This window comes from Curtobacterium sp. PhB25, assembly GCF_004365375.1.
Taxonomy (GTDB): Bacteria; Actinomycetota; Actinomycetes; order Actinomycetales; family Microbacteriaceae; genus Curtobacterium.
Window position 1 is genome coordinate 48,690 of record NZ_SODR01000010.1, and the last position, 23,891, is coordinate 72,580.

Sequence of the window (23,891 nt, forward strand, 5' to 3'; positions counted from 1 at the left end):
GCTTGCCGCTACCAGTCGTGCACCGTTCCGTCGGCCAGGCGGTTGAACGGCAGGTAGGCCTGCTCGTACGGGTACTTGCCGGCCTCGTCGACGTCGAGGCTGACCCCGAGGCCGGGCTCGTCACCGGGGTGCAGGTAGCCGTCCGTGAAGGTGAAGGTCTGCTGGAACACCTGGTTCGTCTGCGGCCCGTGCTGCATGTACTCCTGGATGCCGAAGTTGTGGATCGCCATCCCGAGGTGCATCTGGGCAGCCAGGCCGACGGGCGAGATGTCGGTCGGCCCGTGGAACCCGGACTTGATCTGGTACATCGCGGCGTAGTCCATCGTCTTCTTGAGCGGGGAGATGCCGCCCATGTGCGTGACGGCTCCGCGGACGTAGTCGATGAGCTGGTCGCGGATGATGTCCTTGAAGTCCCAGATCGTGTTGAAGACCTCACCGATCGCGAGCGGTGTGGTGGTGTGCTGCCGGACGAGCTTGAGTGCCTCTTGGTTCTCGGCCGGGGTGCAGTCCTCGAGCCAGAACAGGTCGTACGGCTCGAGGGACTTGCCGAGCTTCGCGGCCTGCAGCGGGGTCATCCGGTGGTGCCCGTCGTGCAGGAGCGGCAGTTCGGGTCCGAACTCGTTCCGGACGGCCTCGAACACGGTGGGCACGTGGCGCAGGTAGGCGCGGGTGTCCCAGTCCTCCATGGCGGGGAAGGCTCCGCGCTGTGCCGGCTCGAAGTCGTACCGGACACCCTCGTTGCCCTCGGTGGTCTTGTTCGACGCGATGCCGTAGATGCTCTCGAGGCCGGGGACGCCGGTCTGCACGCGGATCGAGCGGTAGCCCTCCTCCTGGTGCTCGCGGATCGAGTCGAACAGCTCGGGGAGCTCCTTGCCCGAGGCGTGTCCGTAGGCCATCAGCCCGGTGCGGGATGCGCCACCGAGGAGCTGGTACAGCGGCATGCCGGCGACCTTGGCCTTGATGTCCCAGAGCGCCATGTCGACGGACGCGATCGCCGCCATCGTGACCGGGCCGCGACGCCAGTACGACGAGCGGTACAGGAACTGCCAGGCGTCCTCGATGCGGCTGGCGTCGCGGCCGATCAGCAGCGGCACGACGTGCTCGGACAGGTACGCGGCGACACCGAGCTCGCGGCCGTTCAGCGTCGCGTCACCGAGGCCCGTGACGCCGTCGGCGGTCGTGATCTTCAGCGTGACGAAGTTCCGGTTCGGGCTGGTGACGATGACCTCGGCACGCTCGATGAGCTGGCCGCGGTCGGCCGACGCCCACGTGTCCGGACGCCCGGAGGTGTGCCCGGTCGCCGCGCCGGTGTCGGCGGCGCCCGGCACCGGGGCCGCGGGGTTCGTGGTGGTGTCGGTCATGCGTGGACTCCTTCGTCGGTGCTCGTTCGGGCGGTGCTGGTGGTGGTGCGTGCGGCGGTGCTCGCCGCCCGGATGTCGTCGGCCGCCGCGGTGATCGCGTCGACCACGTCGGTGGTGTCGAGGTCGGGGGCGATGACGCGCAGCACGTCGCGCACGTCCGAGTCTGCCCCGGGGGCTCCGTCGTCGTCCACGAGGTCGGGCTGCGCCGTGACGTGGAGCCACCACGCGGCGATCGCGGTCGCGGCTCCGGGCCCGATGCCGCCCGACGGCTCGCGCTCGAGTCGGTGCCGCACGACGTCGACGACCCGGACGGGCAGCTTCTGCGACCCGCCGGACGCGATCTGCCGCAGGGTGTGACGGATGCGCGGGTTCTGGAACCGGTCCACCAGGGCGGCACGGGCGTCGGTGACCTCGTCGGCAGGCAGGGGCAGTTCGCGGGCGGCCTCGTCCCACAGCTGCTCGACGGCGGCACGGCACACCGGGTCGTCCATGGCCGCGGCGACGGTCTCGTGCCCACGCTGGAGCCCGAGGTAAGCGAGCAGCGAGTGCGAGCCGTTCAGCAGCCAGAGCTTCCGCTGCTCGTACGGGGTGACGTCGTCGACGATGCGCACGCCGGCGGTCTCCCACGCGGGGCGGTCGATCCCGTCGAAGGCGTCCTCGAGCACCCACTCCGCGAACGGCTCGGTGACGACGGGAACCCGGTCCGCGGCGAGCGCTCCCGGCAGGGCGGCGAGGCCTTCGACGTCGGCGTCGGTGGTCGCGGGGGTGATCCGGTCGACCATCGACGACGGGAACGAGACGTTCGCCTCGATCCACGCGCGCAGTCCGGGGTCGGTGGTGGCGCCCAGCACGGCCTCGCGCAGCACCGCGCCGTTGTGCGTGAGGTTGTCGAGGCTGACCAGCGCGATGCGCCCGCCGCCGGCCGTGCGCCGGGCGTCGAGCCCCGTGACCAACCGGGCGGGGACGTCGGAACCGGACCGGTAGCCCTGCTCGGTGACCGTCAGCGTGACGATGGTGGTCTCCGGGGACGCGACCACGTGCCTCCAGGCCGTTTCGTCGCTGCCCGGGTGGGCGGCCACGATCGTGTCGACCACCTCGGCGTCGTCGCCGGTCGCAGCACGCGTGACCAGCGTGTACCGGCAGTCCTGCGCGGTGAGGGCGTCCGCCGCCGCGGGCGAGCGGCCGGTGAAGGCGGTGATGCCCCACGGCTCCCCCGTGGTGTGGGCCGTGTACCAGGCGAGGTGGGCGCGCGCGAACGCCCCGACCCCGACGTGCACGATGCCCGGTCGGCGATCGGTCATGCCGACACCGGGACGAGGGACCGCAGGTACGCCAGGTTGTCGGCGGTCCGGGCCTCGAGGGGCAGGTCGGTGGAGAAGTCCTCGATGGTGACCCAGCCGTCGTAGCCGACCTGGCGGAGGGCGTCGAGGTACTCGGAGACGGACGCCTGCCCGGTGCGCAGCGGCGCCCACTCGTTCTGCCAGATCGTGCTGCCGTCGGCGCGGGTGTCGCCGGTGTCGACCCAGCGGGCGTTCTTCACGTGGGCGTGCGCGAGGTACGGGCCGAGGAGTTCGAACGCGGCGAGGTGGTCCTCCTGCCCCTCGATGACCAGGTTGCCGAGGTCGTGGATGACACCGATGTGCTCCGGGTCGAGGCCGTCGACGAGCCGCAGCGCCGCCGAGGCCGAGGGCGTGATCGTCATGTGGTGCAGCTCGACGAGCACCTTGACGCCGAGCTCGGTCGCCCGGGTCACCGCCCACTCGAGGTCGGCGCGGGTGCGGTCGAAGATCTGCCCGTACGTCTCGCCGGTGCGTTCCTTCTCCTGCCGGTACATCGGCATCGAGACCCGCACCTGGCGGGCGCCGAGCTCGCTCGTGACGCGGAGCATGGTCTCGACGCCCTCGTGGTCCGACGCCTGCTGGTAGCCGCCGATGCCGGAGTACTCGAGCCCGGCGGCGTCGGTGATCCGGGCGATCTCGCCGACGTGGTCCTGGATGCCGGTGAACTGCCACGTGGAGTTGTTGCCGGCCCAGAACGAGCGACCGGCGGGCACGACGGCGCCGTCCGCCGGGCGGTCGTCGACGATGCGCCACTCGACGCCGTCCCAGCCCTGCTCGGCCAGCGTCGAGGCGGCCTGCGACGGGGTCCAGTCGGGGGTTGAGGCGGTGAACACGGAGAACTTCATCGGGTGGCTCCTTCGGTCGCGGTGGCACTGGCGGTGTCCGAGGTCGCGTGGGCGCCGACGACCGGCACCACGTCGTCGTACTTGCCCTCGATCACGTCGTCGATCCGGACGGGCTGCCCGAGCGTCGCGCTGACGTACAGCCCGCGGACGGTGGCGAGCGACACGAGGGCCGCGTCGACGGTCACGCCGGGCTCACGGCCCTCGCGGATCGCGGCCACGATGTCGGTGTACTGCCGACCGTGCCCTGCGGCGAAGTGGTCGGGCTCGGCAGGGCCGCCGACGACGTGCTCCGGCGGGACGACGTCGTCCTTCTGGTCGACCGCGCCCGCGACCGCCGAGGCGTTCGAGGTGGTCGACGCGGACTCGAGGGTGGCGGCGTCGGGTGCGATGTGGAAGTAGGCCAGGCGGTCGTCGTCGACGATCGCCGACCCGTGCGTGCCGTACACGGCGTAGCGGGCGGAGAGGCCCGGGTACGCGGCGGTCGTGCAGTGGATGACACCGAGCGCGCCGCCGGCGAACCGGACGGTGGCGACGGCGGTGTCCTCGACCTCGATGCGGTCGTGCGCGAGCAGCCCGGTCTGGGCCGAGATCTCGACCGGACGGCCGAGCGCCCAGACGAGCAGGTCGACGGTGTGCACGCCCTGGTTCATCACGGCGCCACCACCGTCGAGCGCCCAGGTGCCACGCCAGTCACCGGAGTCGTAGTAGCCCTGCGACCGGTACCAGGCGACGCTCGCCAGGCCGGAGGTCACGGTGCCGAACCCGCCGTCGTGGGCGGCTGCGGCGACGGCGGCCGAGGCCGGGTCGAAGCGGTGCTGGCTGATGACGCTCGTGACGAGTCCTCGGTCGCGTGCCGCTGCGGCGAGCGCGGCGATCTGCCGGGCCCGGGGCATCGTCGTGTCGAGGGGCTTCTCGATGACGACGTGCTTGCCGGCGGCCAGGGCCGCCTCGGCGAGCTGCACGTGCATGCCGGAGGGCGAGCAGATCGCGACGACGTCGATGTCGGTCTGCGCGATCGCTTCCTCGATGGTGGACGTCGTGACGGGGCGGGTGACGCCCATCGCCTCGATCTCGTCGGCGGCGCTCGTGGCGGCGGCGGGGATCGCGTCGACGAGGGCGACGACCTGCAGGTCCGGGTGGTGGACGGCGACCGTGGCGTGGTGGCGTCCGATGACGCCGGCGCCGACGACTGCCAACTTCAGTGGGGTGGTCATCGCAGGGTGACTCCGATCTGGTCGGTGAGGGTGCGGAGGGCACGACCGGCGCGACCGAAGGCCGCGGGGCCGGAGAACCCGCCGAGGGAGGTGAAGTCGCTGAGGTGCGGCTCGAGCGAGGCGTAGCCGGAGTACCCGGCGTCGCGCAGCGCGGTGAGGGTCTGCAGCAGTTCGCCGTCGCCCTCGCCCGCGGGGACCACCGACGAGTCGGCGGCCAGGGCGTCCTTGACCTGCAGGTAGTCGACGTAGGGCGCGAGCTGCGCCCACCCGTCGGTGAACGGCTTGACGCCGCACTGCACGTAGTTCGCGTTGTCCCAGGCCAGTCGGAGCGCCGGCGACCCGACGCTCTCGACGATGTCGAGCACGCGCGAGGGGACGTCGCCGTAGATGTCCTTCTCGTTCTCGTGCAGCAGGGTCACGCCCTCGCGTGCGGCGAGGTCGGCCAGGGCGCGCATCCGGACGAGGACGTCGTCGCGGACGTCCTCCGGCTGCCGGCCCTCGAAGTAGAACGAGAAGATCCGGATGTTCGTGGTGCCGAGGGCGTGCGCGGCGGCGATCGCGCGACCGAGCCGCCCGACCTCGTGCTCGACGGGCTCGTCGACGGAGACCTTGCCGATCGGCGAGGCGATGGCGGACACGGTCTGTCCGCGCTCCTCGAGCAGGCGGTGGAGTCCGGCGAGCTGGTCCTCGTCGAGGTCGACGACGTTCACGCCCCAGGCGCTGCGGACCTCGATGGCGCTCGCGCCGAGCGCCTGCAGGACCGCGACCTGGACGACGGGGTCTGAGTCGATCTCGTCGCCGAAGCCGGAGAGTTCCCACGTGGGCTGGTCGGTCATGGTGTCCTTTCGTGTCGGACGGGAGGCGCGTGGCGGGGCCGCCACGGACCTCCAGTCCGGTTCTGGGTTGCGGTGACTGCCGCGCTCACTTGACGGAGCCGGCCGTCAGACCGCCCACCAGGTAGCGCTGGAAGATGAGGTACAGGGCGACGACCGGCACGGCGCAGACGATCGAGGCGGCCATCATCTGGCCGTAGATCGGGACAGCACCGCCCTCTTGCGTGGTGCCGAGCACCTGCAGGACCACGGCCACCGTCCGGGTGTTCGGGGTCGTCATGATCGTGGAGAACAGGACGTCGTTCCAGCCGAGCAGGAAGGCGAAGATCGCCGAGACGACGATGCCGGGCCACGACAGCGGCAGGACGATCTTCGTGAGGATCTTCGTGCTCGAGGCGCCGTCGATGCGGGCGGCCTCCTCGAGTTCCTTGGGCAGACCACGCAGGTAGGTGACCATGACCCAGGTCGAGAACGGCAGGGCGAACGTCAGGTAGGTGACGAACAGACCCCAGCGGGTGCCGATGATCTGCACGCCCGTGGCACTGGCGATGTTCGAGAACACCACGAACACGGGCAGCAGCAGGAGCGTGCCGGGGATCGACTGCAGCGCGAGGAGCCCACGCAGGATGGTCAGGCGACCGAGGAACCGGAACCGGACCAGCACGTACGCGGTGGACACGGCGAGCGCCGCACTCGCGATGGCGACCGCGCCGGCGGTGAGCATCGAGTTGACCAGCCCCTCGCCGAGGGCGACCGTGGACCAGATCTCGACGTAGTTCGACAGTGTAAACTCGGACGGGAAGTACTCGCCGCGGGCGACCGCGACGTCCGAGTTCACCGAGCCGAACAGGATGTACAGGACCGGGACGGCGATGAACGCGATGATGATCGCGATCACCACGATGAGCAGCCAGCGGGGCAGGAGCCGGGTGACGTCGGTGTCGTAGGGGCGTTTGTGGCGTCGACCGGGCGCGGTGATGCTCTCGGTCAAGGTCGACGTCGGGCGGGTCCGGGTGGTGCCGGCGAAGGATGTGCTCTGGGCGCTCATGCGCGTGCTCCGTCGATGTCGGCGGCGGTCGGGGCGGCGGCGAGCGTGGCGCGGTCGGCGCGGCGCTGCTTCCGGTTGGGGCCCGCGTCGTCACCGGTGTCGAGCTTGACGGCTCGCAGGTAGACGAACAGCGGGATGGCGACGATCACGAGCGAGCAGATCGCCATGGCCGCGGACAGACCGAAGCGGAACGACTGGAAGCTCGCGATGTACGTCAGGACGGGCATGACCTCGACGCTCGACGGCAGCGGGATGCCGAACAGCACGAACGGCAGGGTGAAGTTGTTGATGTTGTGCAGGATCGCGATGATCACCGCCAGGCTGAGCGGGCCGCGCAGGTACGGGAAGATGATGTAGCGCAGCTTCGCCCACCAGGTCACCCCGTCGAGCGCAGCGGCCTCGTGCACCTCGTTGTCCACGGCCTGCAGCCCGGCCAGCGACAGCAGGTAGACGAACGGCCAGCTCGTCCAGATCATCACGCCGGCCAGCGCCCAGTACGACGCGGAGCCGTTCAGCCAGAGCACGTCGGTGTGCAGGATCGAGTTCACGACGCCCTGCGGCTGCAGCATCGTGCGGAAGAACGTGCCGACGACGAACGCGGGCAGCACGTAGGGGATCAGGTAGATCGACCGGACGAGGCCGCGCCCCGGGAACCGGTTCTGCGTCGAGATCGCGGCCGCGACGCCGATCGGCACGGTGACCGCGGTGACCAGGACGGACAGCGACACCGAGATCCAGATCGAGTGGAGCAGGGGCGAGTTCGTGAAGGCCTCGGTGAAGTTCGCGAAGCCGATGAAGGGGGCGCTGAACCACTGCCGCAGCGTGTACTGGTCCAGGTCGAGCATCGCGATGTAGAAGCCCACCAGGAGCGGCACCACGATGACGGCGAGCATGAGGACCCCGCCGGGGATGAGCATCCAGAGCGGACGCTCCTTCTTGTACAGCGGCGTCGTGCCGTGCGGGCGGACCGTCTGCTCCGTGCGCTGCGGCGGTCTGGTCTGGGTGCTGGTCATCACAGACCTCCGTTCTTCTGACGGTCGAGGGTGGACTGGGCGTCCTTCTGGGCGTCCTGCAGACGCTTGCGGAGCTGGTCGTCGGTGACCTCGCCGCTCTTGAGCGACGGGATCGACTGCACGACCACGTCGACCAGGGCGAGCTGGATGTCGGACCAGGCGCCGGTGAAGGCGGTGGGCTTCGACAGGCGGCCCGCGTCGATGATCGGCTTGAGCTGCGGGTTGTCGGCGGCCAGGTCAGCGGCAGCGGACGCGTTGGTCGGCAGGTTGCCGAACAGGTCGTAGTACTCGAGCTGCGCCTTCGGTGCGCTGAGCTGCTTGACGAAGTCGAAGGACAGCTGCTGCTTCGTGCCGTAGTCGGCCACCACCCAGTTGTCGCCGGACAGGATGCTCGCGGCCTCGATGCCGTCGGCCGGGCGCTCGCTGGCCCCCGGCGGGACGGTGGGGAGCAGGGCGAACTCGTACTTGCCGTCCACCTTGGTGTCCTTGAAGGAGTTGATCGCGGTGGTGGTCGTCATCGGGAAGAACGCGGCCTTGCCCTCGGTGAACTGGGCCAGGGCCTGCGCGTTGTTCCAGCCGATCGCGGCCTTGTCGACGACGCCGTCCTTCGTGACCCAGTCGAAGTAGGTCCGGTACGCGTTCTCGACGGCGTCGCTGTCGATCTCGGCCTTCGAGCCGTCGACGATGGTGTTGCCGGCGTTCTGCGCCATGCCCCACACGAACTTCCACGGGTCGAAGCCGTCGGCGTAGGCGATCGCCAGGCCGTGCCGACCGTCACCGGTGGTGGCCTTCGCGTCCTCGGTCAGCTCGTCCCACGTGGTCGGCATGTCGGTGATGCCGGCCTTCGCGAGCAGGTCCTTGTTGACGGCCATCACGAACGGACGGCTGGCGAACGGGATCCCGATCTGCTTCGAGTCGCTCGGACCCGAGATGCCGAACGAGGCCGGGTCGAACTGGTCCTTGCCGCCGATGGCCTGCCACTCCTTCGATCCCATCTCGACGAAGGCACCGGTGGCGTAGGCGGTCGGGGTGAACGTGGTGCCGATGGCGTAGACGTCGGGGCCCTGGCCGGAGATGACGCTGGTCTGGATCGCGGTCAACTCCTCCTGCGCGGACGAGTAGGTCTCCCACTGGATGTCCGCACCGGTGGTGCGCTTGAACTCGGCAGCGGTGTCCTGCTGCCACTGCTTGCGCTCCTTGGGGTACGTGGTGTCCGCGCCCATCATCACGCGGAGGGTGTTCGGGTCGTCGCCGCTGCCGTTCACGACGGCGCAGCCCTGCAGGGAGAGAGCGGCGAGGGCGATCACCGCGACGGCACCGACGAGGGTGCGGGGCTTCAGCCGTGTTCTGTTCATCCGGGGGCTTCCTCCTCGAGACCTCCTCCGGGCGGCGCTGCCCGGTGGCACCACTGTTCCGCCGTTGGCAACATCCGGCAACCGGTTGCCACTTGTTGCCAGACGCGAATACGTTCGGCCTCGTGAGCGACACAGACATCGACGTCTCCGGCGCCGGCAGCGGCTTCGGCACGCGATCCGACGCGAGCGCCGACACGAGCGCCGGCGCCGGCTTCAGCGCCGCCCGGCGCGTGACCATCCGGGACATCGCCGACGCGACCGGTGTGGCCCCGTCGACCGTGTCCCGCGCACTCTCGCTGCCCGACCGCGTGAACCACACCACGCAGGAGCGCATCCAACGCGCGGCCCGCGAACTCGGCTACGTCGCCAACTCGCAGGCACGCGCCCTGACGTCCGGCCGCACCCGGGCCGTCGCCGTGCTCGTCTCCGACATCACGAACCCGTTCTACTTCGACGTCATCCGCGGCACGCAGCACCAGCTCGCCGGCGCCGGGTGGACGCAGTTGCTCGTCGACACCGAGGAGTCCGCCGACGCCGAACTCGCCACCCTGAGCTCGATCAGCGCGAAGGCCGACGGCGTCGTCCTCACCGCCTCACGCCTGTCCGACGCGCAGATCGCCCGGTTCGCCGAGCGGATCCCCCTCGTCGTCGTCAACCGTCGCCCCGCCGGGGTGCCCTCGGTGCTCATCGACACCCCCGGCGGCGTCGAGCAGGCCGTGCAGCACCTCGTCTCCCTGGGCCACCGCGACGTGCTCTACGTCGCCGGTCCGGACAGCTCGTGGTCGAACGAACGCCGGTGGAAGGCGCTCGTGCGCGTCGCGAAGCGCCTCGGCGTCCGCGTCGCCCGCATCGGGCCGCACGCGCCGTTCGTCGACTCCGGAGCCGCAGCCGCCGACGCCGCCGTGCACGCCGGGGCCACGGCCTGCATCGCCTTCAACGACCTGATCGCGATCGGCATGCTCGCGCGGCTGCGGGAACGGGGCGTCCGCGTCCCCGAAGACATGAGCATCGTCGGCTGCGACGACATCTTCGGTGCCGACTTCTGCAACCCGCCGCTCACCACCATGACCTCGCCGATCGAACGCGCCGGCCGTGTCGCGATCCGGATGCTGCTCGGCCGGCTCGGTGCGATCCCCGCCGACGAGCTGCCCGGTGAGCACATGACCGGCGCCGTCGCACTGCCCACCCACCTGACCGTCCGGGAGTCGACGGGTCCCGCGCCCGCCTGACGCCGGCGCACGCCCGCTGCACCCGCCGGCCCTGCCGCGCCCCGCCGTCCGTACCGTTCTCGAAGGAGTCGATGATGACCCAGACCAGCACCGCCACCCGTCTCGCCCCGCACCCCGACCGGCTGCTCCCCGCCGACCCCGGTGCGCGTCAGGTGACACGGACCGTCTACGACGCGGTCAAGGACGCACCGATCATCTCCCCGCACGGCCACGTCGACGCGGCGCTCATCGCCGCCGACCAGCCGTTCAGCGACCCCGCGTCGCTGCTCATCACGCCCGACCACTACGTGCTCCGCCTGCTGCACGCGAACGGGGTGGACCTGGCCGCGCTGGGACGCGCGGACCTGTCGGGGACCCACGCCGCGCCTCCCGGTCGCGCCATCTGGCGGAACCTGGCGGACCACTGGGACGACTTCCTCGGCACCCCCGTCCGCTACTGGTTCGAGACCGAGCTGCACGACGTCTTCGGACTGACGGAGCAGCCGTCGGCGGCGAACGCCGACGCCCAGTACGACCACATCGCAGGCCTGCTGGCCTCCCCCGCCTTCCGCCCGCGCGCGCTGTTCGACACCTTCGGCATCGAGGTCCTCGCCACCACCGACGGCCCCGCCGACGACCTCGCCGCGCACGCGCAGCTCGCCGCCGACCCCACGTTCACCGGCCGGGTGGTCCCCACCTTCCGCGCGGACGCCGTGTTCGACCCGTCGCGGCCGGACTGGAGGCCCGTGGTCGCGTCCGTCGGAGAAGCCGCCGGCATCGACACGGGCACCCACGCAGGGCTGTTGGCAGCACTCCGCGCACGTCGCCAGTACTTCATCGAGCACGGCGCGACGGCCACGGACACCGGGGTGCTCGACGCCGGATCGTCGCCGTTGTCCGCCACGTCGCGCGAGCGAATCCACGCCGAGGCGCTCCGCGACCCGTCGTCCGTCTCCGAGGCGGACGCCACCGCGTACCGGCACGACATGCTCTACCGCTGGGCCGAGATGAGCGTCGAGGACGGCCTCGTCATGCAGCTGCACCCCGGCGTCATCCGGAACCACCACGCACCGACGCTCGAACGCTTCGGCCCGGACACCGGCCACGACCTGCCCGCCGTCGGCTCCTTCACCACGCCGCTGCGACCGCTCCTGGAGTCCTTCGGCACCGCTCCGGGCTTCCACCTCGTGCTGTTCACCGTCGACGAGACCGTCTTCTCGCGCGAGATCGGCCCGCTCGCCGGCTTCTACCCCGCCGTGTACGCCGGAGCGCCGTGGTGGTTCATCGACACCCCGGCGGCGATCGGCCGCTACCGCTCCGCGATCACCGACTCGGCGTCGTTCACGAAGACCTCCGGGTTCATCGACGACACCCGGGCGTACTGCTCCATCCCCGCGCGGCACGACATGGCGCGGCGAGCGGACGCGGCGTACCTGGCGTCGCTCGTCGTCACGCACGAGATCTCGGAGGAGGACGCCGTCCGCACCGCGGGGCGGATCGTGTCCGACATCCCGCGGGCGACGTTCAAGCTGTAGCGGTGCGGGCCGGGGCCGTGACGCTGCGGACGCGTACCAGCGCGGAACGGATCTCGGCTTCGGCGGTCTCGGCGTCGAGCGCCCACCGGCACTCGAGCGAGACGGCGCCCCGGTACCCGCCGTCGTGCACGGCGGCGAGGAACTCGCGCCAGACGTCGTCGACCGTGCCGGGCGGCCGACGGTTCGGATCGCTGAGGTGGACGTGCCCGATCCGGTCGCCGTGGCGCCGCAGGACCTCGAACGACTCGCCCTCGTTCCGGATGTGGAACAGGTCGGCGACGACGCCGACGCCGTCGAGGGCGGCACCGTCGAGGAACGACACCGTCGCATCGACTGTGTGCAGGATGTTCGTCTCCGCGCGGCTCAGCGGCTCCACCACGATGCGCAGGTCGTTCGCGGCGGCCACATCGCGTGCGGTCCGGACCACCTCGCCGAACCGGCGCAGGGCGTCGTCGCCCGCCATGCCGTCGGGAGCGTTCCGAGCGGTCCCCGACCCGAAGACGATCGTCGCGCCCGGTTCCGCGACCGACCGCACGATCGGCAGGACCGACTCGAAGTAGGACCGGACCGTCCCGGGCTCCGTGGTCAGCAGCGGGAGGTCGCCGGGCACCAGGATGGCGAAGGACGGGAACCGCTGGCCGGCGTAGACCTCGTTCCGCCGCCACCCCGTTCCGTCTTGGACCGCGAGGTTGCCGGCGATCGTCGGCTCCACGTGGTCGGCGCCCGCGCGGCGGACCACCTCGGTCAGTTCTGCCCCGGCCACGACGCCGAGTCCGCTGGACGACATGCGGTCCATGCAACTCGTCCGAGGTCCCGACGGCGACTGTTGCCGTCCGTTGCCACCGGCGCCGGTACGGTCGGACGATGGACCTCGACGTCACCGCTGCGTACGGCGACCGTGCGGGCGAGTACGCGGAGGTCCTCGGATCGATGTCGGCCGTCCACGACGAGGACCGGACTCAGGTCGAGGCCTGGGCGTCGGGATCCGGGGCTCGCATCCTCGACGCAGGGTGCGGGCCGGGGCACTGGGCCGCACACCTGGCGGATCGTGGGCACGCGGTGATCGGCATCGACGCGGTCGCACCCTTCGTCGAGCACGCACGACGCGCGCACGACGGCGTCGACTTCCGCCTGGGCGCGATCGAGTCCACCGGTCTCGACGACGGCAGCGTCGACGGGGTGCTCGCCTGGTACTCCGTGATCCACCACGATCCGTCCTGCGTCGGCGAGGTCTTCGCCGAGTTCCGCAGGGTGCTCCGGCCGGGCGGCGGCCTGCTGGTCGGGTTCTTCGAAGGGCCCTGGATCGAGTCCTTCGACCACGCGGTCGTCACGGCGTACCGGTGGCCGACGAGCGCGCTGGCGGAGGTCCTCGACGACCACGGGTTCGACGTGGTGGACGTCCGGGCCCGGGTCGATCAGGGACAGCGGCCGCACGCTGCCATCCGCGCGAAGCGGCGGTGAGGTGCCTCAGCCGGCGGTGCCATCCGCTGAAGCCGTCGTTCAGGCTTCAGCAACCAGCGATTGCAGCACCGCGGAGATGTCCGCAACCGCGTCCAACTCCCCCTCGGCGATGGCGATGATCAGTTCGTACGCCTCGTCGTTCGTCGCGCGCAACCGAAGCCCGTTGACCCCGAGGAACACCACCAGCAGCATCAACCCCAGGCGCTTGTTGCCGTCGACGAGTGCATGGTTCCGAACCGCGGAGTGCACGAGCGCTGCCGCCTTCTCGAGCAACGACGGATAGGCGTCGCGTCCACCGACCGAGGTCGCTGGTCGGGCCACCGCGGCCTCGAGGAGTCCAGCATCTCGGATGACGAAGTCCGGCCCCAACGTCCGCCGAGCGATGTGCAGCGCTTCGTCGATCGTCAGGTGGATCATCGTCCGAGTCGCTCGAGCGCCTCGGCGAAGTTCGGCAACTCGCGGTCGAGGACCCCGTCGATGAGGTCACGTCGGCTGTGGTGCTCGATGTACTCGCGGATCGCTTCCCGCGCGATGTCCTGCATCGATCGGGCTTCGAGGTCGGCCCGGGTTCGGAGCGCAGCCGCCTCGGCATCGTCCAGTCGAAGGGTCATGGCCATGCGCAGGACGGTATCACAGTTGATACCACGGTCATCGATCAGCAGCACCGACCGGCGTCCCTTCGCTCGAGGCGTCGACGTCGATCTCGATGGTGGGGTCGACGCGTGGCGGCTTGATGCGACCTGTCACTGGATTGTTCACTGTCATGATCCGAGTGTTGCGCGGTCGCTTCTCCGCCGGGGGAAGGCCTGGGAGAGGTTGTGGACGATCCCTTGCGAGGACTTCACTGTGGAGAAGTGAGGCTCAGCCGGAAGTGACCGACAGCGCCGCGAGGATCGTCGTCACCGTGTCGTCGACCGGCCCGTCGATGGAGACGTCGACGGCGGCCTCGTCGGCCTGCGGCCGTTCGAGCGTCGCGAACTGGGAGTCGAGCAGCGACGACGGCATGTACTCGTGGTGCCGGTGCGCCTGCCGCTCGGCGATGAGGTCGTGCGAGCCGTCCAGGAACGCGATGACGAGGCCCGGCGCCGACTGCCGGAGCCGATCGCGGTAGACGCGCTTGAGGGCGGAGTTGGCCATCACGCAGCGGCTCCCGGACGTCTCGACGGCGGCGATCCGCGCGGCGCAGGCGTCGAGCCACGGCCAGCGGTCGTCGTCGGTGAGGGGGATGCCCTGCCGCATCTTCTCCTTGTTCGCGGCCGGGTGCAGGTCGTCGGCGTCGACGAACACGGTCGGTTGGCCCTGCTCGGCGAGCGCGTCGGCGAGCGCCTGCCCGATGGTGGACTTGCCGGAACCGGAGACGCCCATGACGAGGACGGGTGGGAGGACAGCGGTGTCGGTCATCCCTCCACAGTATTGACGGGGTGAACAGTGGTCCCCAGTTGCCGTAACACCCGTGCGGTCCCAGGGCGCCGACCGTAGGTTGGTCTCACGTCCGGACAAAGGAGACGACGTGGCAGACAGCACTGGTCAGGCGAACATCGGGGTCATCGGCCTCGCCGTCATGGGGTCGAACCTCGCACGCAACCTCGCGTCGCGTGAAGGCAACACGGTCGCGGTGTACAACCGCACCTACGCCCGCACCGAAGAACTCATCAAGGAGCACGGCGACGCCGGCTTCATCGCGTCCGAGGACATCGACGGCTTCGTCGCCTCGCTCTCGAAGCCGCGCACGGCGATCATCATGGTGCAGGCCGGCAAGGGCACCGACGCCGTGATCTCGCAGCTCGCCGAGAAGTTCGAGGAAGGCGACATCATCGTCGACGGCGGCAACGCCAACTTCCACGACACGATCCGGCGTGAGCACGACCTGCGCGAGAAGGGTCTCAACTTCGTGGGCACGGGCATCTCCGGTGGTGAAGAGGGCGCGCTCAAGGGGCCGTCGATCATGCCCGGCGGCTCGAAGGAAGCCTGGGAGACCCTGGGCCCCATCCTCAAGTCGATCGCGGCGGTCGCCGAGGGCGAGCCCTGCGTGACCCACATCGGCACCGACGGCGCCGGCCACTTCGTCAAGATGGTGCACAACGGCATCGAGTACGCCGACATGCAGCTCATCGCCGAGTCCTACGACCTGCTCCGCCGCGTCGGCGGGCTCTCCGTCGAGGACCTGGTCAAGGTGTTCCAGGAGTGGAACGGCGGCGACCTCGAGTCCTACCTGATCGAGATCACGGTCGAGGTCCTGAAGCAGCGCGACGCCGACTCCGGCAAGCCCCTCGTCGACGTCATCCGCGACGAAGCGGGTTCCAAGGGCACCGGCGTGTGGACCGTGCAGAACGCGGTCGGACTCGGCATCCCGGTCTCCGGCATCGGCGAAGCGGTGTTCGCCCGCGCGGTGTCGTCGAAGCCGTCGCAGCGGGCTTCGGTGCAGCAGGCGTTCCCGGACCGGCCCGACATCGCCGAGGTCCCCGACGGCTTCGAGGACGACGTCCGCGCGGCGCTCTACGCCTCGAAGGTCGTCGCCTACGCGCAGGGCTTCGACCTGATCATCGCCGGGGCCAAGGAGTACGGCTGGGACATCAACCTCGGCAACGTGGCGAAGATCTGGCGGGGTGGCTGCATCATCCGTGCCCAGTTCCTCAACCGCATCGTCGAGGCGTACGACAAGAACCCCTCGCTCGAGAGCCTGCTGGTCGACCCGTACTTCGCGAACGCCGTGCAGGAGGGCGAAGCCGCCTGGCGCCGCATCGTCGGGATCGCCGCCGCGTCGGGGATCCCCGCGCCGGGCTTCTCGTCGGCGCTGTCCTACTTCGACTCGCTCGCCTCCGAGCGGCTGCCCGCCTCGCTCATCCAGGGGCAGCGCGACTTCTTCGGCGCGCACACCTACCAGCGCATCGACAAGGACGGCACCTTCCACACGCTGTGGTCCGACGACGACCGCCGCGAGGTCGACCAGGAACCGTCCACCCACTAGACCGCGGCACGACCGCACCCTCGAAGGGCCCTGCCGATCGGCGGGGCCCTTCCCACGTCCGACAGCAGTGCGCTCGGTCACGACGATGTGCTCGGTTCAGGCGACGATGCGCTCGCGCGCGAGGTCGGCGACGAGCCGGTCCAGCCGCTGTCCGCGGCCGAGCAGCCGACGAGAGCCGGGAGCCGTCCGCACGAAGAAGGTCGCGACCGCCGGGGTGTCGTCCGGCCGGACGTAGTGGATCGCGACCGCGCACGCCCGACGGGCATCGGCGCGGTCACCGTCGCCGTGGACGTCCTCGATCCCGACGTGCACCACCCGGCTCCACCGGACCACGAGCAACCGTGTGGCCTTGCGGTCGTCGAGTTCCCACAGGGAGGCCTCGGTCGCCCCGAACGCCCACGTCACACGGGCACCGAGGCTCACCTCCGGCCGGACCTCGGCGATCGCGTCGCGCAGTTCGGTCGTCGGAGCCGCCGGCACGAGCCAGACCGTGGGGTCGATGCGGCGGATGGCGAGCGCGAGGGCCTCGTCAGCGTGCCGGCGACGTACCGCAGCGGCACGGAAGACCGCGACCACGATGACCGTGACGCCCAGCGCGATCGCACCGAACTCGACGATCCCGAACCAGGACAGGTCCACGTCGGGCGCCGTCGCGACGACGATGATCCGCGCGGTGAGGAGCGCTGCCCAGATGCCCACGATCACCCACCGCAACGTGGACAGGCGCTGCGCCGCCGACATCGGCGTGCGGTCGGAGCGGCGGGCGCGGCCGGGGCGCGGAACTGGATCTGGACGCCTCGGCACACCCCGATCCTCGCACGGCCCGATCGGCAGGTGCTGGCCGGGGTCGGTGAACGCCCGGGGAACCGCACGCACAGCGGACGAGCGGCCGGGCGACCTACGCTCGGGCGGTGACCACCGAACGCACCACGGACGTCCCGACGCCGGACGACCCATCGACGGACGAACGCCCCGCCGGAGCCCCGCTCCGCCGGCCCGCGGTCCTCGCTGCGGCCGTCGGTCTCGTGGCCGCCGCCGCCTTCCTCGGGATCGCCGAGTTCGGGGCGCTGCTCCTCGGTGGTGCCGGCAGTCCGTTGGTGGCCGTCGGGTCCGCCGTGATCGACCTCGCACCGGCGGGGGCAAAGAACCTGATGGTCGCCCTGTTCGGCACCGGCGACAAGGTCGCACTCTTCGCGCTCATGACCGTCATCGTCGCGGCGATCAGCGCCGGGGCCGGGGTCCTCGAGCGCGCTCGGCCGCCCTTCGGGGCGCTCGTCTTCGCCGTCGGCGGCGTGCTCGCGCTCATCGCGGTGAGCACCCGTTCCGGCAGCGGCACGTTCGACGGCGCTCCCACCGTGTTCGGCGTGGCGGCCGCCGTGATCACCCTGCGGCTGCTGCTCCGCCGGCTCCGGCGCTGGGAGGCCGCAGCGGCCGTCCCGTCGGCGTCACCGCGACCGGCCTCGACCGAGCGCCGCGCGTTCCTGGTCTGGGGTGTCACGACCGCAGCGGTCGCGGTCGTGGTGGGCACGGCCTCCCGGGTGGGGTCGTCCGCGATGCAGGCGGTCGCCGCTGCCCGACGAGCCGTGCGCCTGCCCGCGGCGGCGACGCCCGCACCGGCCGTGCCGGGCGGCGCCTCGCTCGACGTCGACGGGATCACGCCGTACGTCACACCGAACGCCGACTTCTACCGGATCGACACCGCGCTGCGCGTCCCCTCCATCGATCCGGGTGACTGGAGCCTGCGCATCCACGGCGCCGTCGAGAACGAGATCACGCTGACGTGGGACGAGCTGCTGGCCCTGCCGCTGGAAGAGCACATGGCCACCCTGAGCTGCGTGTCCAACGAGGTCGGCGGCGACCTGATCGGCAACGCGCTCTGGCTCGGGTACCCGATCCGGGAGCTGCTGGCCCGCGCGAAGCCGACCGGGGACGCCGACATGGTGCTGTCCCGCAGCATCGACGGGTTCACCGCCGGGACGCCGTTGGACGTCCTGCAGGACGAGGGCACCGACGCGCTCCTCGCCATCGGCATGAACGGCGAACCGCTGCCGACCGAGCACGGATTCCCGGCGCGGATGGTCGTGCCCGGGCTGTTCGGGTACGTGTCGGCGACGAAGTGGGTGACCGAGATGGAGGTCACGCGCTTCGCCGATGCGCAGGGCTACTGGACGCCGCGAGGATGGTCGGAACGCGGGCCTGTGAAGCTCGAGTCGCGCATCGACACCCCACGGAACGGGACGACCGTGACCGTCGGCGAGCAGGTCGCCATCGCCGGGGTCGCCTGGCAGCCGCACACCGGGGTGAAGGCCGTGCAGGTCCGAGTCGGCTCGGGTGCGTGGCAGCAGGCAGAACTCGCGGACTCGGTGTCGGCGGACACCTGGCGCCAGTGGGTGCTGCGCTGGACGCCGACCGCGGGGTCGCACCGGATCGAGGTCCGCGCGGTGAGCGCCGACGGCGAGGTGCAGACGAGCGTCGAGCGGCCACCCGCGCCGAACGGGGCCTCGGGCTGGGCGTCGGTGACGGTCGACGCGAAGTAGCGCGGGCCGGCGCGGTTCGGGGGCGTCGGGTGGGGCCGTGCGGCGCGCCGTCCGCTGGTCGTCGAGGTTCCGAGATCTCGGCATGTCGAGCGTTCGAAGGGCCGTCTGTGCGACCTCGGCGGAAGTGAGCGGCGTGTCGCGACCGGCCGGCGAACCAGGCGCCGGCCGAACCCGCGCGGGTCGAGCCCGTGCGGGTCGAACTCGTGCGGGTCGAGCCCGTGCGGGTCGAACTCGTGCGGGTCGAACTCGTCGGGTCAGACGGGGAGCGTCGCGACGACGCAGGTGCCGTCGACATCGTCGTCCTGCTCGACCACGGCCGTGAACCCGGCGGACACGAACGCCGCGACCGACGCATCTGCCTGCGCCACCGACACCTCGATCACGACCGAACCACCGGGGCGCAGCCACTCCCCCGCTCCTGCGGCGATCCGCCGGTGCAGGTCGAGGCCGTCCGCGCCACCGTCGAGGGCCACGCGGTGCTCGTGCTCACGCGCTTCGACCGGCATCATCGCGATCGACGCCGTCGGGACGTACGGGGCGTTCACCGCGATGACGTCGACGGCGCCGCGGAACCGGTCCGGCAGCGGCGCGAACAGGTCGCCGGCGACGACGATCCCGCGGTCGCCGATGTTCTCGGCCGCGACGTCGACGGCATCCGGGTCGATGTCCGTCGCCACGAGGTCGAGCGCGCCGACCCGGCCGAACAACGCCACCGAGATCGCACCGGCGCCACAGCACAGGTCGACCACGCGGTCGTAGCGCTGCAACCGACGGGCAGCCTGCTCGACGACGACGGTCGTCCGGGCACGGGGGACGAACACCCCAGTGGTCACCCGGATGCGGTGTCCGTCGAAGGCGGCCCAGCCGAGGACGTACTCGAGCGGCTCACCGGCGAGGCGACGCTGGACCAGGGAACGCAGCCGGACTGGTTCACCGTCGCCTGCTTCGAGGAGCAGGTCGGCTTCGTCCTCGGCGAAGACGCTCCCCGCGGCCCGGAGCCGGGCCGCGAGGGCGTCACGCGCGGGATGGGTCACCAACGGTCCGCAGACACGTCACGTCGACGAGACGGTGAGGCGCCGCCGGCTGTGCCCATGGTTCGACGGCTCCGCTACGCTGCGCCGTCGAACATCGACGTGACGGACCCGTCGTCGAAGACCTCGTGGATGGCGCGGGCCAGGAGCGGGGCGATCGGCAGGATCTCGAGACGGTCCCAGCGCTTCTCGACGGGCACCGGCAGGGTGTCGGTGACGACGACACGGTCGATGAACTCGCTCTGCAGCAGCTCGGTGGCGGGGTCGGAGAACACGGCGTGGGTCGCGGCGACGACGACGCCGATCGCGCCGGCCGCCTTCAACGCCTCAGCTGCCTTGGCGATCGTGCGCCCGGTGTCGATCAGGTCGTCGACGAGCAGGCACCAGCGGCCGGAGACGTCGCCGACGATCTCGTGGACCGTGACCTGGTTCGGGACCAGCGGATCGCGACGCTTGTGGATGATGGCGAGGGGTGCACCGAGCTTCTCGGACCAGATGTCGGCGACGCGGACGCGCCCCATGTCGGGAGACACGACCGTCAGCATCGACGGGTCGAGGATCTCGCGGAAGTGCTCGAGCAGCACCGGCATGGCGAAGAGGTGGTCGACCGGGCCGTCGAAGAAGCCCTGGATCTGGGCGGCGTGCAGGTCGACGCTCATGATGCGGTGCGCGCCCGCGGCCTTGAACAGGTCGGCGACCAGGCGGGCCGAGATCGGCTCGCGGCCGCGGCCCTTCTTGTCCTGACGGGCGTACGGGTAGAACGGCGCGACGACGGTGATGCGCTTGGCCGAGGCCCGCTTCAGCGCGTCGACGATGATGAGCTGCTCCATGAGCCACTCGTTGATCGGCGCCGTGTGCGACTGGATGACGAACGCGTCGCACCCGCGGACCGACTCGTCGAACCGGACGTACAGCTCACCGTTCGCGAAGGTCCGGGCATCGGTGGGGACCAGGTCGACACCGAGTTCCTCTGCGATCTCGGCGGAGAGCGCCGGGTGTGCTCGCCCCGAGACGAGGACGAGTCGTTTCTGGCCGGTTGTCTTGATTCCGGACAAGTGCGGTGCTCACTCCCTGACCCGTGTGGGGTCGATGTCGACGACCGGTGGTCGCCAGGATCTATTCGCCGTTCGCGTGCCGAGCAGCCTCGGCCGCCGGTGTGCCGGGTCGGTGTTCCTCGACCCATCCGTCGGTGTTGCGCTGTGGGGCGTAGCTGATCGCGAGCGATCCGGCCGGGACGTCCTTGCGGACCGTCGTTCCGGCACCCGTGTACGCACCGTCACCAATCCTAACCGGGGCGACGAACACGTTGTGCGAGCCTGTACGAACGTGCGAGCCGACCTCGGTGCGGTGCTTGTGCACGCCGTCGTAGTTCGCGGTGATCGTGTTCGCGCCGATGTTCGAGTCCTCGCCCACCTCGGCGTCGCCGATGTACGACAGGTGCGGGACCTTGCTGCCGCGCCCGATCTTCGCGTTCTTCGTCTCGACGAAGGTGCCGATCTTGCCCTGGTCGCCCAGGATCGTGCCCGGACGCAGGTACGCGAACGGCCCCACCGAGGCACCGTCACCGATGACCGCGAGGGTGGCGTCGACCCGGTTCACCGTCGCGCCGGCGCCCACCTCGGTGTCGCGCAGCGTGGTGTCCGGCCCGACGACGGCACCGGCGGCGATGGCGGTCGCGCCGAGGAGCTGGGTGCCGGGCAGGACCTCGGCATCCGCTTCGATCGAGACGTCGAGGTCGATCCAGGTGGTGGCCGGGTCCTGCACGGTGACGCCGGCGAGCTGGTGTCGGCGGACGATGCGGGCGTTGAGCTCGCGGGCGGCGTCGGACAGCTGCGCGCGGTCGTTGATGCCGGCGACGAGCCACGGGTCCGTCAGGGTGACCACGTCGATGCGCCCGCCTCGCGCACTGATCAGCGCGGGGGCGTCGGTGATGTACTTCTCGCCCTGCGCGTTCGCCGTGGTGAGCGACGGCAGGACCGCCCGGAGACGCGTCACGTCGAACGCGTAGATGCCCGCGTTCGCCTCGACGATGGCCAGCTGTTCGGCGGTCGCGTCCTTGTGCTCGACGACCCCGACGAACGCGCCGTCAGCATCCCGCACGATCCGTCCGAGGCCGGTCGGGTCCGGGGCGATCGCACTGACGAAGGTCGCACCGTTTCCCCCTCCGGCGTGGGCGTCGACGAGCAGGCGGAGCGACGCCGCGTCGAGCAACGGGACGTCGCCGGAGAGCACCACGACGGCACCGTCGAAGTCGGTGGGGAGCGCCTGGACCGCGACCTCGACCGCACGGCCGGTGCCGGGGACGTCGTCCTGGTCGACGATGATGGCGTCGGGCGCGCGCTCGGTGATCTCCGCTGCGACCAGGTCACGCTCGTGCCGCACGACCACGGCCACGTGCTCCGGCCCCAGGGACGACGCCGTCCGCAGGACGTGCGCGATGAGCGGCAGCCCGGCGAGCCGGTGCAGCACCTTGGGGGTGGACGACTTCATGCGCGTGCCCTGCCCGGCGGCGAGGACGACGACGGCGATGCGCTGGTCGGTCATGGGTCCATCCTGGCGCACCCGCGCCGCGGAGTCCGGTGGAACCGCGGCCCTGTGCAGAACCGTGCGCACAACCGCACCGGTGACGTTCCTTCCCATCGACCTCGGGATGGAAAGCGGGATCGGGCGTACCTGGCCGGAACAAACGACCAGCTACGCCCGAAACGACCAGCTACACCCGAACACCTACGCGCGCAGCACCCGCGGCTCGGCCTTCACGAACGCCATGAGCACCAGCCCCACGACGAGCACCACCACGATCCCGAGGATCCCGAAGCGCGTCGAGCCGCCGACCGTCACTGCGACACCGAACAGCGCCGGCGCCAGGAACGACGCCGCCCGGCCGGTGGTGGCGTAGAGGCCGAAGAGCTCGCCCTCGCGGCCGGGGGTGGCCAACCGCGCCAGGTACGCCCGCGACGACGACTGCACCGGTCCGACGAACAGCGCCAGGGTCAGCCCCAGCACCCAGAACCACTCCGTCCGACTGCCGACCGCCAGGACGCCGAGCCCGCAGGCAGCGAGGCCGATCAGTGACACCATGATGAGCGCGCGCGAGCCGAAGCGGTCGTCGAGCCGTCCGGACACGAAGGTGGCGATGCCGGCGACGACGTTCGCGGCGATGGCGAACAGGATGACCTGCGAGGCGCTGAACCCGAACACCTGCGCCGCGATGATCCCGCCGAAGGTGAACACCGCGCCGACGCCGTCGCGGAACACTGCGCTGGCGACCAGGAACGCGAGTACGTTCCGCCGTTCGCGCCAGAGCCGGGCGATGTCCCGACCCAGGTCGCGGTAGGCACCGAGCACGCCGCCGGTGCGCCGGTGGTCGGGCGCGGCCTCGGGCACGACGACGAAGAGCGGGATCGAGCTGACCGCGAGCCACACGGCGGCGATGCCGATGGCGACGCGGACGTCCCACTGCCCGGTCGCGACGGTGGCCGGCAGCTGCAGCAGTCCGCCGACGACGCCGTCGCCGCGGAAGTCCTGGATGCAGAGCACGAGCAGCAGTACGAGCAGCACGATGCCGCCGAAGTACCCGGCGGCCCACCCGATCGCGGACACCCGTCCGGTGCGCTCCCCTGACGCGACCTGCCCGATCATGGCGTTGTAGCCCACGCTCGCGATCTCGTACGCGACCGTGCCGATGCCGAGCAGCGCCGCCCCGAGCACCAGGTACGGCTGGCTCGGTGCGACGAAGACCATGCCGCCGATGGACAGCACGATGCCGATCGTGGCGATGAGCACGGACCGGCGGCGGTGCCCGGACGAGTCAGCGAGGCGCCCGATCGCCGGGGCCACGAGCGCGACGACGATGCCGGCGATCGTCAGGGCCGTGGAGACCACCGCGGCGTTGTGGGCGAGTTCGCGTTCCACCAACGCCGTGCCCGCGGCGGACGTGTCGGCCACCTTCGCCGGGTCGACGAACGCCCGGCTGGCCAGGTACGTGCTGAACACGAACGTGGTGACGACGGCGTTGAACGCCGCGGACCCCCAGTCCCACAGCGCCCAGGACACGAGCGCGCGCCGGTCGGTGCGCTGCGGCACGACGGCGGCCGGTGAAGCGGTCATGCGCGAACCGTAGCGCGTCCCGGTGACGCACC

General features: G+C 70.9%; 22 protein-coding genes. 5 read left to right on the forward strand and 17 right to left on the reverse strand.

Translation table 11 applies throughout. The annotated features are described in order from the left end of the window. Positions 1 to 8: 8 nt before the first annotated feature. The 8 genes from manD to EDF51_RS17250 all read right to left on the reverse strand — a co-directional run bounded on the left by manD (position 9) and on the right by EDF51_RS17250 (position 9,009). A complete protein-coding gene (gene manD, locus EDF51_RS17215) occupies positions 9 to 1,361 on the reverse strand; it encodes a D-mannonate dehydratase ManD (RefSeq protein WP_228504708.1) in 1,353 nt (450 codons plus the stop codon). Continuing rightward, positions 1,358 to 2,662 carry a mannitol dehydrogenase family protein gene (locus tag EDF51_RS17220; RefSeq protein ID WP_134195755.1) on the reverse strand — a complete coding sequence of 435 codons (1,305 nt, stop codon included), beginning with the start codon at positions 2,660 to 2,662 and terminating at the stop codon, positions 1,358 to 1,360. The genes manD and EDF51_RS17220 overlap by 4 nt, the downstream gene beginning before the upstream one ends. Beyond that, entirely contained in the window at positions 2,659 to 3,546 is an 888-nt protein-coding gene (locus EDF51_RS17225) for a sugar phosphate isomerase/epimerase (protein WP_134195756.1), read from the reverse strand. The genes EDF51_RS17220 and EDF51_RS17225 overlap by 4 nt, the downstream gene beginning before the upstream one ends. Then, a complete protein-coding gene (locus tag EDF51_RS17230) occupies positions 3,543 to 4,760 on the reverse strand; it encodes a Gfo/Idh/MocA family oxidoreductase (protein WP_134195758.1) in 1,218 nt (405 codons plus the stop codon). Before EDF51_RS17230 ends, EDF51_RS17225 begins: the two co-directional genes overlap by 4 nt. Then, the gene (locus tag EDF51_RS17235) at positions 4,757 to 5,596 is read right to left on the reverse strand and encodes a sugar phosphate isomerase/epimerase family protein (RefSeq protein WP_123294722.1); all 840 of its coding nucleotides are present in this window, start codon (positions 5,594 to 5,596) and stop codon (positions 4,757 to 4,759) included. The genes EDF51_RS17230 and EDF51_RS17235 overlap by 4 nt, the downstream gene beginning before the upstream one ends. A gap of 85 nt (positions 5,597 to 5,681) precedes the next feature. After that, positions 5,682 to 6,641 (reverse strand): carbohydrate ABC transporter permease, encoded by a 960-nt coding sequence (locus EDF51_RS17240; protein ID WP_166673580.1) that lies wholly within the window; start codon positions 6,639 to 6,641, stop codon positions 5,682 to 5,684. Continuing rightward, positions 6,638 to 7,654 carry a sugar ABC transporter permease gene (locus tag EDF51_RS17245; protein WP_123294721.1) on the reverse strand — a complete coding sequence of 339 codons (1,017 nt, stop codon included), beginning with the start codon at positions 7,652 to 7,654 and terminating at the stop codon, positions 6,638 to 6,640. The genes EDF51_RS17240 and EDF51_RS17245 overlap by 4 nt, the downstream gene beginning before the upstream one ends. Continuing rightward, positions 7,654 to 9,009, reverse strand: coding sequence for an extracellular solute-binding protein (locus EDF51_RS17250; RefSeq protein WP_131878202.1), 1,356 nt, complete (start codon positions 9,007 to 9,009; stop codon positions 7,654 to 7,656). Before EDF51_RS17250 ends, EDF51_RS17245 begins: the two co-directional genes overlap by 1 nt. Before the next feature lie 230 nt (positions 9,010 to 9,239). Here EDF51_RS17250 and EDF51_RS17255 point away from each other — a divergent pair, with 230 nt between their 5' ends. After that, complete coding sequence (locus EDF51_RS17255; RefSeq protein ID WP_134195833.1) at positions 9,240 to 10,238, forward strand: LacI family DNA-binding transcriptional regulator; 999 nt, start codon at positions 9,240 to 9,242, stop codon at positions 10,236 to 10,238. A 74-nt stretch (positions 10,239 to 10,312) separates the two neighbouring features. Further along, positions 10,313 to 11,752 (forward strand): glucuronate isomerase, encoded by a 1,440-nt coding sequence (gene uxaC / locus EDF51_RS17260; RefSeq protein ID WP_134195760.1) that lies wholly within the window; start codon positions 10,313 to 10,315, stop codon positions 11,750 to 11,752. On the opposite strand, the gene EDF51_RS17265 is transcribed toward uxaC, so the two are convergent. After that, on the reverse strand, positions 11,742 to 12,539 hold the full coding sequence (locus EDF51_RS17265) for a sugar phosphate isomerase/epimerase family protein (protein WP_166673234.1): 798 nt from the start codon (positions 12,537 to 12,539) through the stop codon (positions 11,742 to 11,744). The genes uxaC and EDF51_RS17265 overlap by 11 nt on opposite strands. Before the next feature lie 77 nt (positions 12,540 to 12,616). Here EDF51_RS17265 and EDF51_RS17270 point away from each other — a divergent pair, with 77 nt between their 5' ends. After that, positions 12,617 to 13,213 (forward strand): class I SAM-dependent methyltransferase, encoded by a 597-nt coding sequence (locus tag EDF51_RS17270; RefSeq protein WP_131878196.1) that lies wholly within the window; start codon positions 12,617 to 12,619, stop codon positions 13,211 to 13,213. A 39-nt stretch (positions 13,214 to 13,252) separates the two neighbouring features. Here EDF51_RS17270 and EDF51_RS17275 read toward each other — a convergent pair whose 3' ends face one another. From EDF51_RS17275 to EDF51_RS17285, 3 genes are all read right to left on the reverse strand, one after another. Beyond that, positions 13,253 to 13,630 carry a type II toxin-antitoxin system death-on-curing family toxin gene (locus tag EDF51_RS17275; protein ID WP_123340626.1) on the reverse strand — a complete coding sequence of 126 codons (378 nt, stop codon included), beginning with the start codon at positions 13,628 to 13,630 and terminating at the stop codon, positions 13,253 to 13,255. Further along, on the reverse strand, positions 13,627 to 13,830 hold the full coding sequence (locus EDF51_RS17280; protein ID WP_185002705.1) for a ribbon-helix-helix protein, CopG family: 204 nt from the start codon (positions 13,828 to 13,830) through the stop codon (positions 13,627 to 13,629). Before EDF51_RS17280 ends, EDF51_RS17275 begins: the two co-directional genes overlap by 4 nt. A gap of 244 nt (positions 13,831 to 14,074) precedes the next feature. Next, positions 14,075 to 14,614, reverse strand: coding sequence for a gluconokinase (locus EDF51_RS17285; RefSeq protein WP_131878194.1), 540 nt, complete (start codon positions 14,612 to 14,614; stop codon positions 14,075 to 14,077). Positions 14,615 to 14,723: 109 nt separating this feature from the next. Between EDF51_RS17285 and gndA the strand changes: the two genes are divergently transcribed. Then, positions 14,724 to 16,181 (forward strand): NADP-dependent phosphogluconate dehydrogenase, encoded by a 1,458-nt coding sequence (gene gndA, locus EDF51_RS17290; RefSeq protein WP_131878192.1) that lies wholly within the window; start codon positions 14,724 to 14,726, stop codon positions 16,179 to 16,181. Between the two features lie 96 nt (positions 16,182 to 16,277). Here the strand turns inward: gndA and EDF51_RS17295 are convergent, their stop codons facing one another. After that, complete coding sequence (locus EDF51_RS17295; RefSeq protein ID WP_131878190.1) at positions 16,278 to 16,985, reverse strand: hypothetical protein; 708 nt, start codon at positions 16,983 to 16,985, stop codon at positions 16,278 to 16,280. A 107-nt stretch (positions 16,986 to 17,092) separates the two neighbouring features. Between EDF51_RS17295 and EDF51_RS17300 the strand changes: the two genes are divergently transcribed. After that, positions 17,093 to 18,718 carry a molybdopterin-dependent oxidoreductase gene (locus EDF51_RS17300; protein ID WP_131878188.1) on the forward strand — a complete coding sequence of 542 codons (1,626 nt, stop codon included), beginning with the start codon at positions 17,093 to 17,095 and terminating at the stop codon, positions 18,716 to 18,718. Between the two features lie 254 nt (positions 18,719 to 18,972). Here EDF51_RS17300 and EDF51_RS17310 read toward each other — a convergent pair whose 3' ends face one another. The 4 genes from EDF51_RS17310 to EDF51_RS17325 form a co-directional block, all read right to left on the reverse strand. Continuing rightward, positions 18,973 to 19,752, reverse strand: coding sequence for a putative protein N(5)-glutamine methyltransferase (locus tag EDF51_RS17310; RefSeq protein WP_243698024.1), 780 nt, complete (start codon positions 19,750 to 19,752; stop codon positions 18,973 to 18,975). 74 nt (positions 19,753 to 19,826) lie between these two features. Then, on the reverse strand, positions 19,827 to 20,804 hold the full coding sequence (locus tag EDF51_RS17315) for a ribose-phosphate diphosphokinase (RefSeq protein ID WP_123294708.1): 978 nt from the start codon (positions 20,802 to 20,804) through the stop codon (positions 19,827 to 19,829). Positions 20,805 to 20,865: 61 nt separating this feature from the next. After that, positions 20,866 to 22,293, reverse strand: a complete 1,428-nt coding sequence (gene glmU / locus EDF51_RS17320) for a bifunctional UDP-N-acetylglucosamine diphosphorylase/glucosamine-1-phosphate N-acetyltransferase GlmU (protein WP_134195761.1) — start codon at positions 22,291 to 22,293, stop codon at positions 20,866 to 20,868. A gap of 183 nt (positions 22,294 to 22,476) precedes the next feature. After that, positions 22,477 to 23,859 carry an MFS transporter gene (locus EDF51_RS17325; protein WP_134195763.1) on the reverse strand — a complete coding sequence of 461 codons (1,383 nt, stop codon included), beginning with the start codon at positions 23,857 to 23,859 and terminating at the stop codon, positions 22,477 to 22,479. Positions 23,860 to 23,891: the final 32 nt, after the last annotated feature.

Bases quoted from the DNA above. Each gene is read 5' to 3' on its own strand.
- manD (WP_228504708.1), bottom strand. From the start codon at position 1,361: ATGACCGACACCACCACGAACCCCGCGGCCCCGGTGCCGGGCGCCGCC.
- EDF51_RS17220 (WP_134195755.1), bottom strand. From the start codon at position 2,662: ATGACCGATCGCCGACCGGGCATCGTGCACGTCGGGGTCGGGGCGTTC.
- EDF51_RS17225 (WP_134195756.1), bottom strand. From the start codon at position 3,546: ATGAAGTTCTCCGTGTTCACCGCCTCAACCCCCGACTGGACCCCGTCG.
- EDF51_RS17230 (WP_134195758.1), bottom strand. From the start codon at position 4,760: ATGACCACCCCACTGAAGTTGGCAGTCGTCGGCGCCGGCGTCATCGGA.
- EDF51_RS17235 (WP_123294722.1), bottom strand. From the start codon at position 5,596: ATGACCGACCAGCCCACGTGGGAACTCTCCGGCTTCGGCGACGAGATC.
- EDF51_RS17240 (WP_166673580.1), bottom strand. From the start codon at position 6,641: ATGAGCGCCCAGAGCACATCCTTCGCCGGCACCACCCGGACCCGCCCG.
- EDF51_RS17245 (WP_123294721.1), bottom strand. From the start codon at position 7,654: ATGACCAGCACCCAGACCAGACCGCCGCAGCGCACGGAGCAGACGGTC.
- EDF51_RS17250 (WP_131878202.1), bottom strand. From the start codon at position 9,009: ATGAACAGAACACGGCTGAAGCCCCGCACCCTCGTCGGTGCCGTCGCG.
- uxaC (WP_134195760.1), top strand. From the start codon at position 10,313: ATGACCCAGACCAGCACCGCCACCCGTCTCGCCCCGCACCCCGACCGG.
- EDF51_RS17265 (WP_166673234.1), bottom strand. From the start codon at position 12,539: ATGTCGTCCAGCGGACTCGGCGTCGTGGCCGGGGCAGAACTGACCGAG.
- EDF51_RS17270 (WP_131878196.1), top strand. From the start codon at position 12,617: ATGGACCTCGACGTCACCGCTGCGTACGGCGACCGTGCGGGCGAGTAC.
- EDF51_RS17275 (WP_123340626.1), bottom strand. From the start codon at position 13,630: ATGATCCACCTGACGATCGACGAAGCGCTGCACATCGCTCGGCGGACG.
- EDF51_RS17280 (WP_185002705.1), bottom strand. From the start codon at position 13,830: ATGGCCATGACCCTTCGACTGGACGATGCCGAGGCGGCTGCGCTCCGA.
- EDF51_RS17285 (WP_131878194.1), bottom strand. From the start codon at position 14,614: ATGACCGACACCGCTGTCCTCCCACCCGTCCTCGTCATGGGCGTCTCC.
- glmU (WP_134195761.1), bottom strand. From the start codon at position 22,293: ATGACCGACCAGCGCATCGCCGTCGTCGTCCTCGCCGCCGGGCAGGGC.
- EDF51_RS17325 (WP_134195763.1), bottom strand. From the start codon at position 23,859: ATGACCGCTTCACCGGCCGCCGTCGTGCCGCAGCGCACCGACCGGCGC.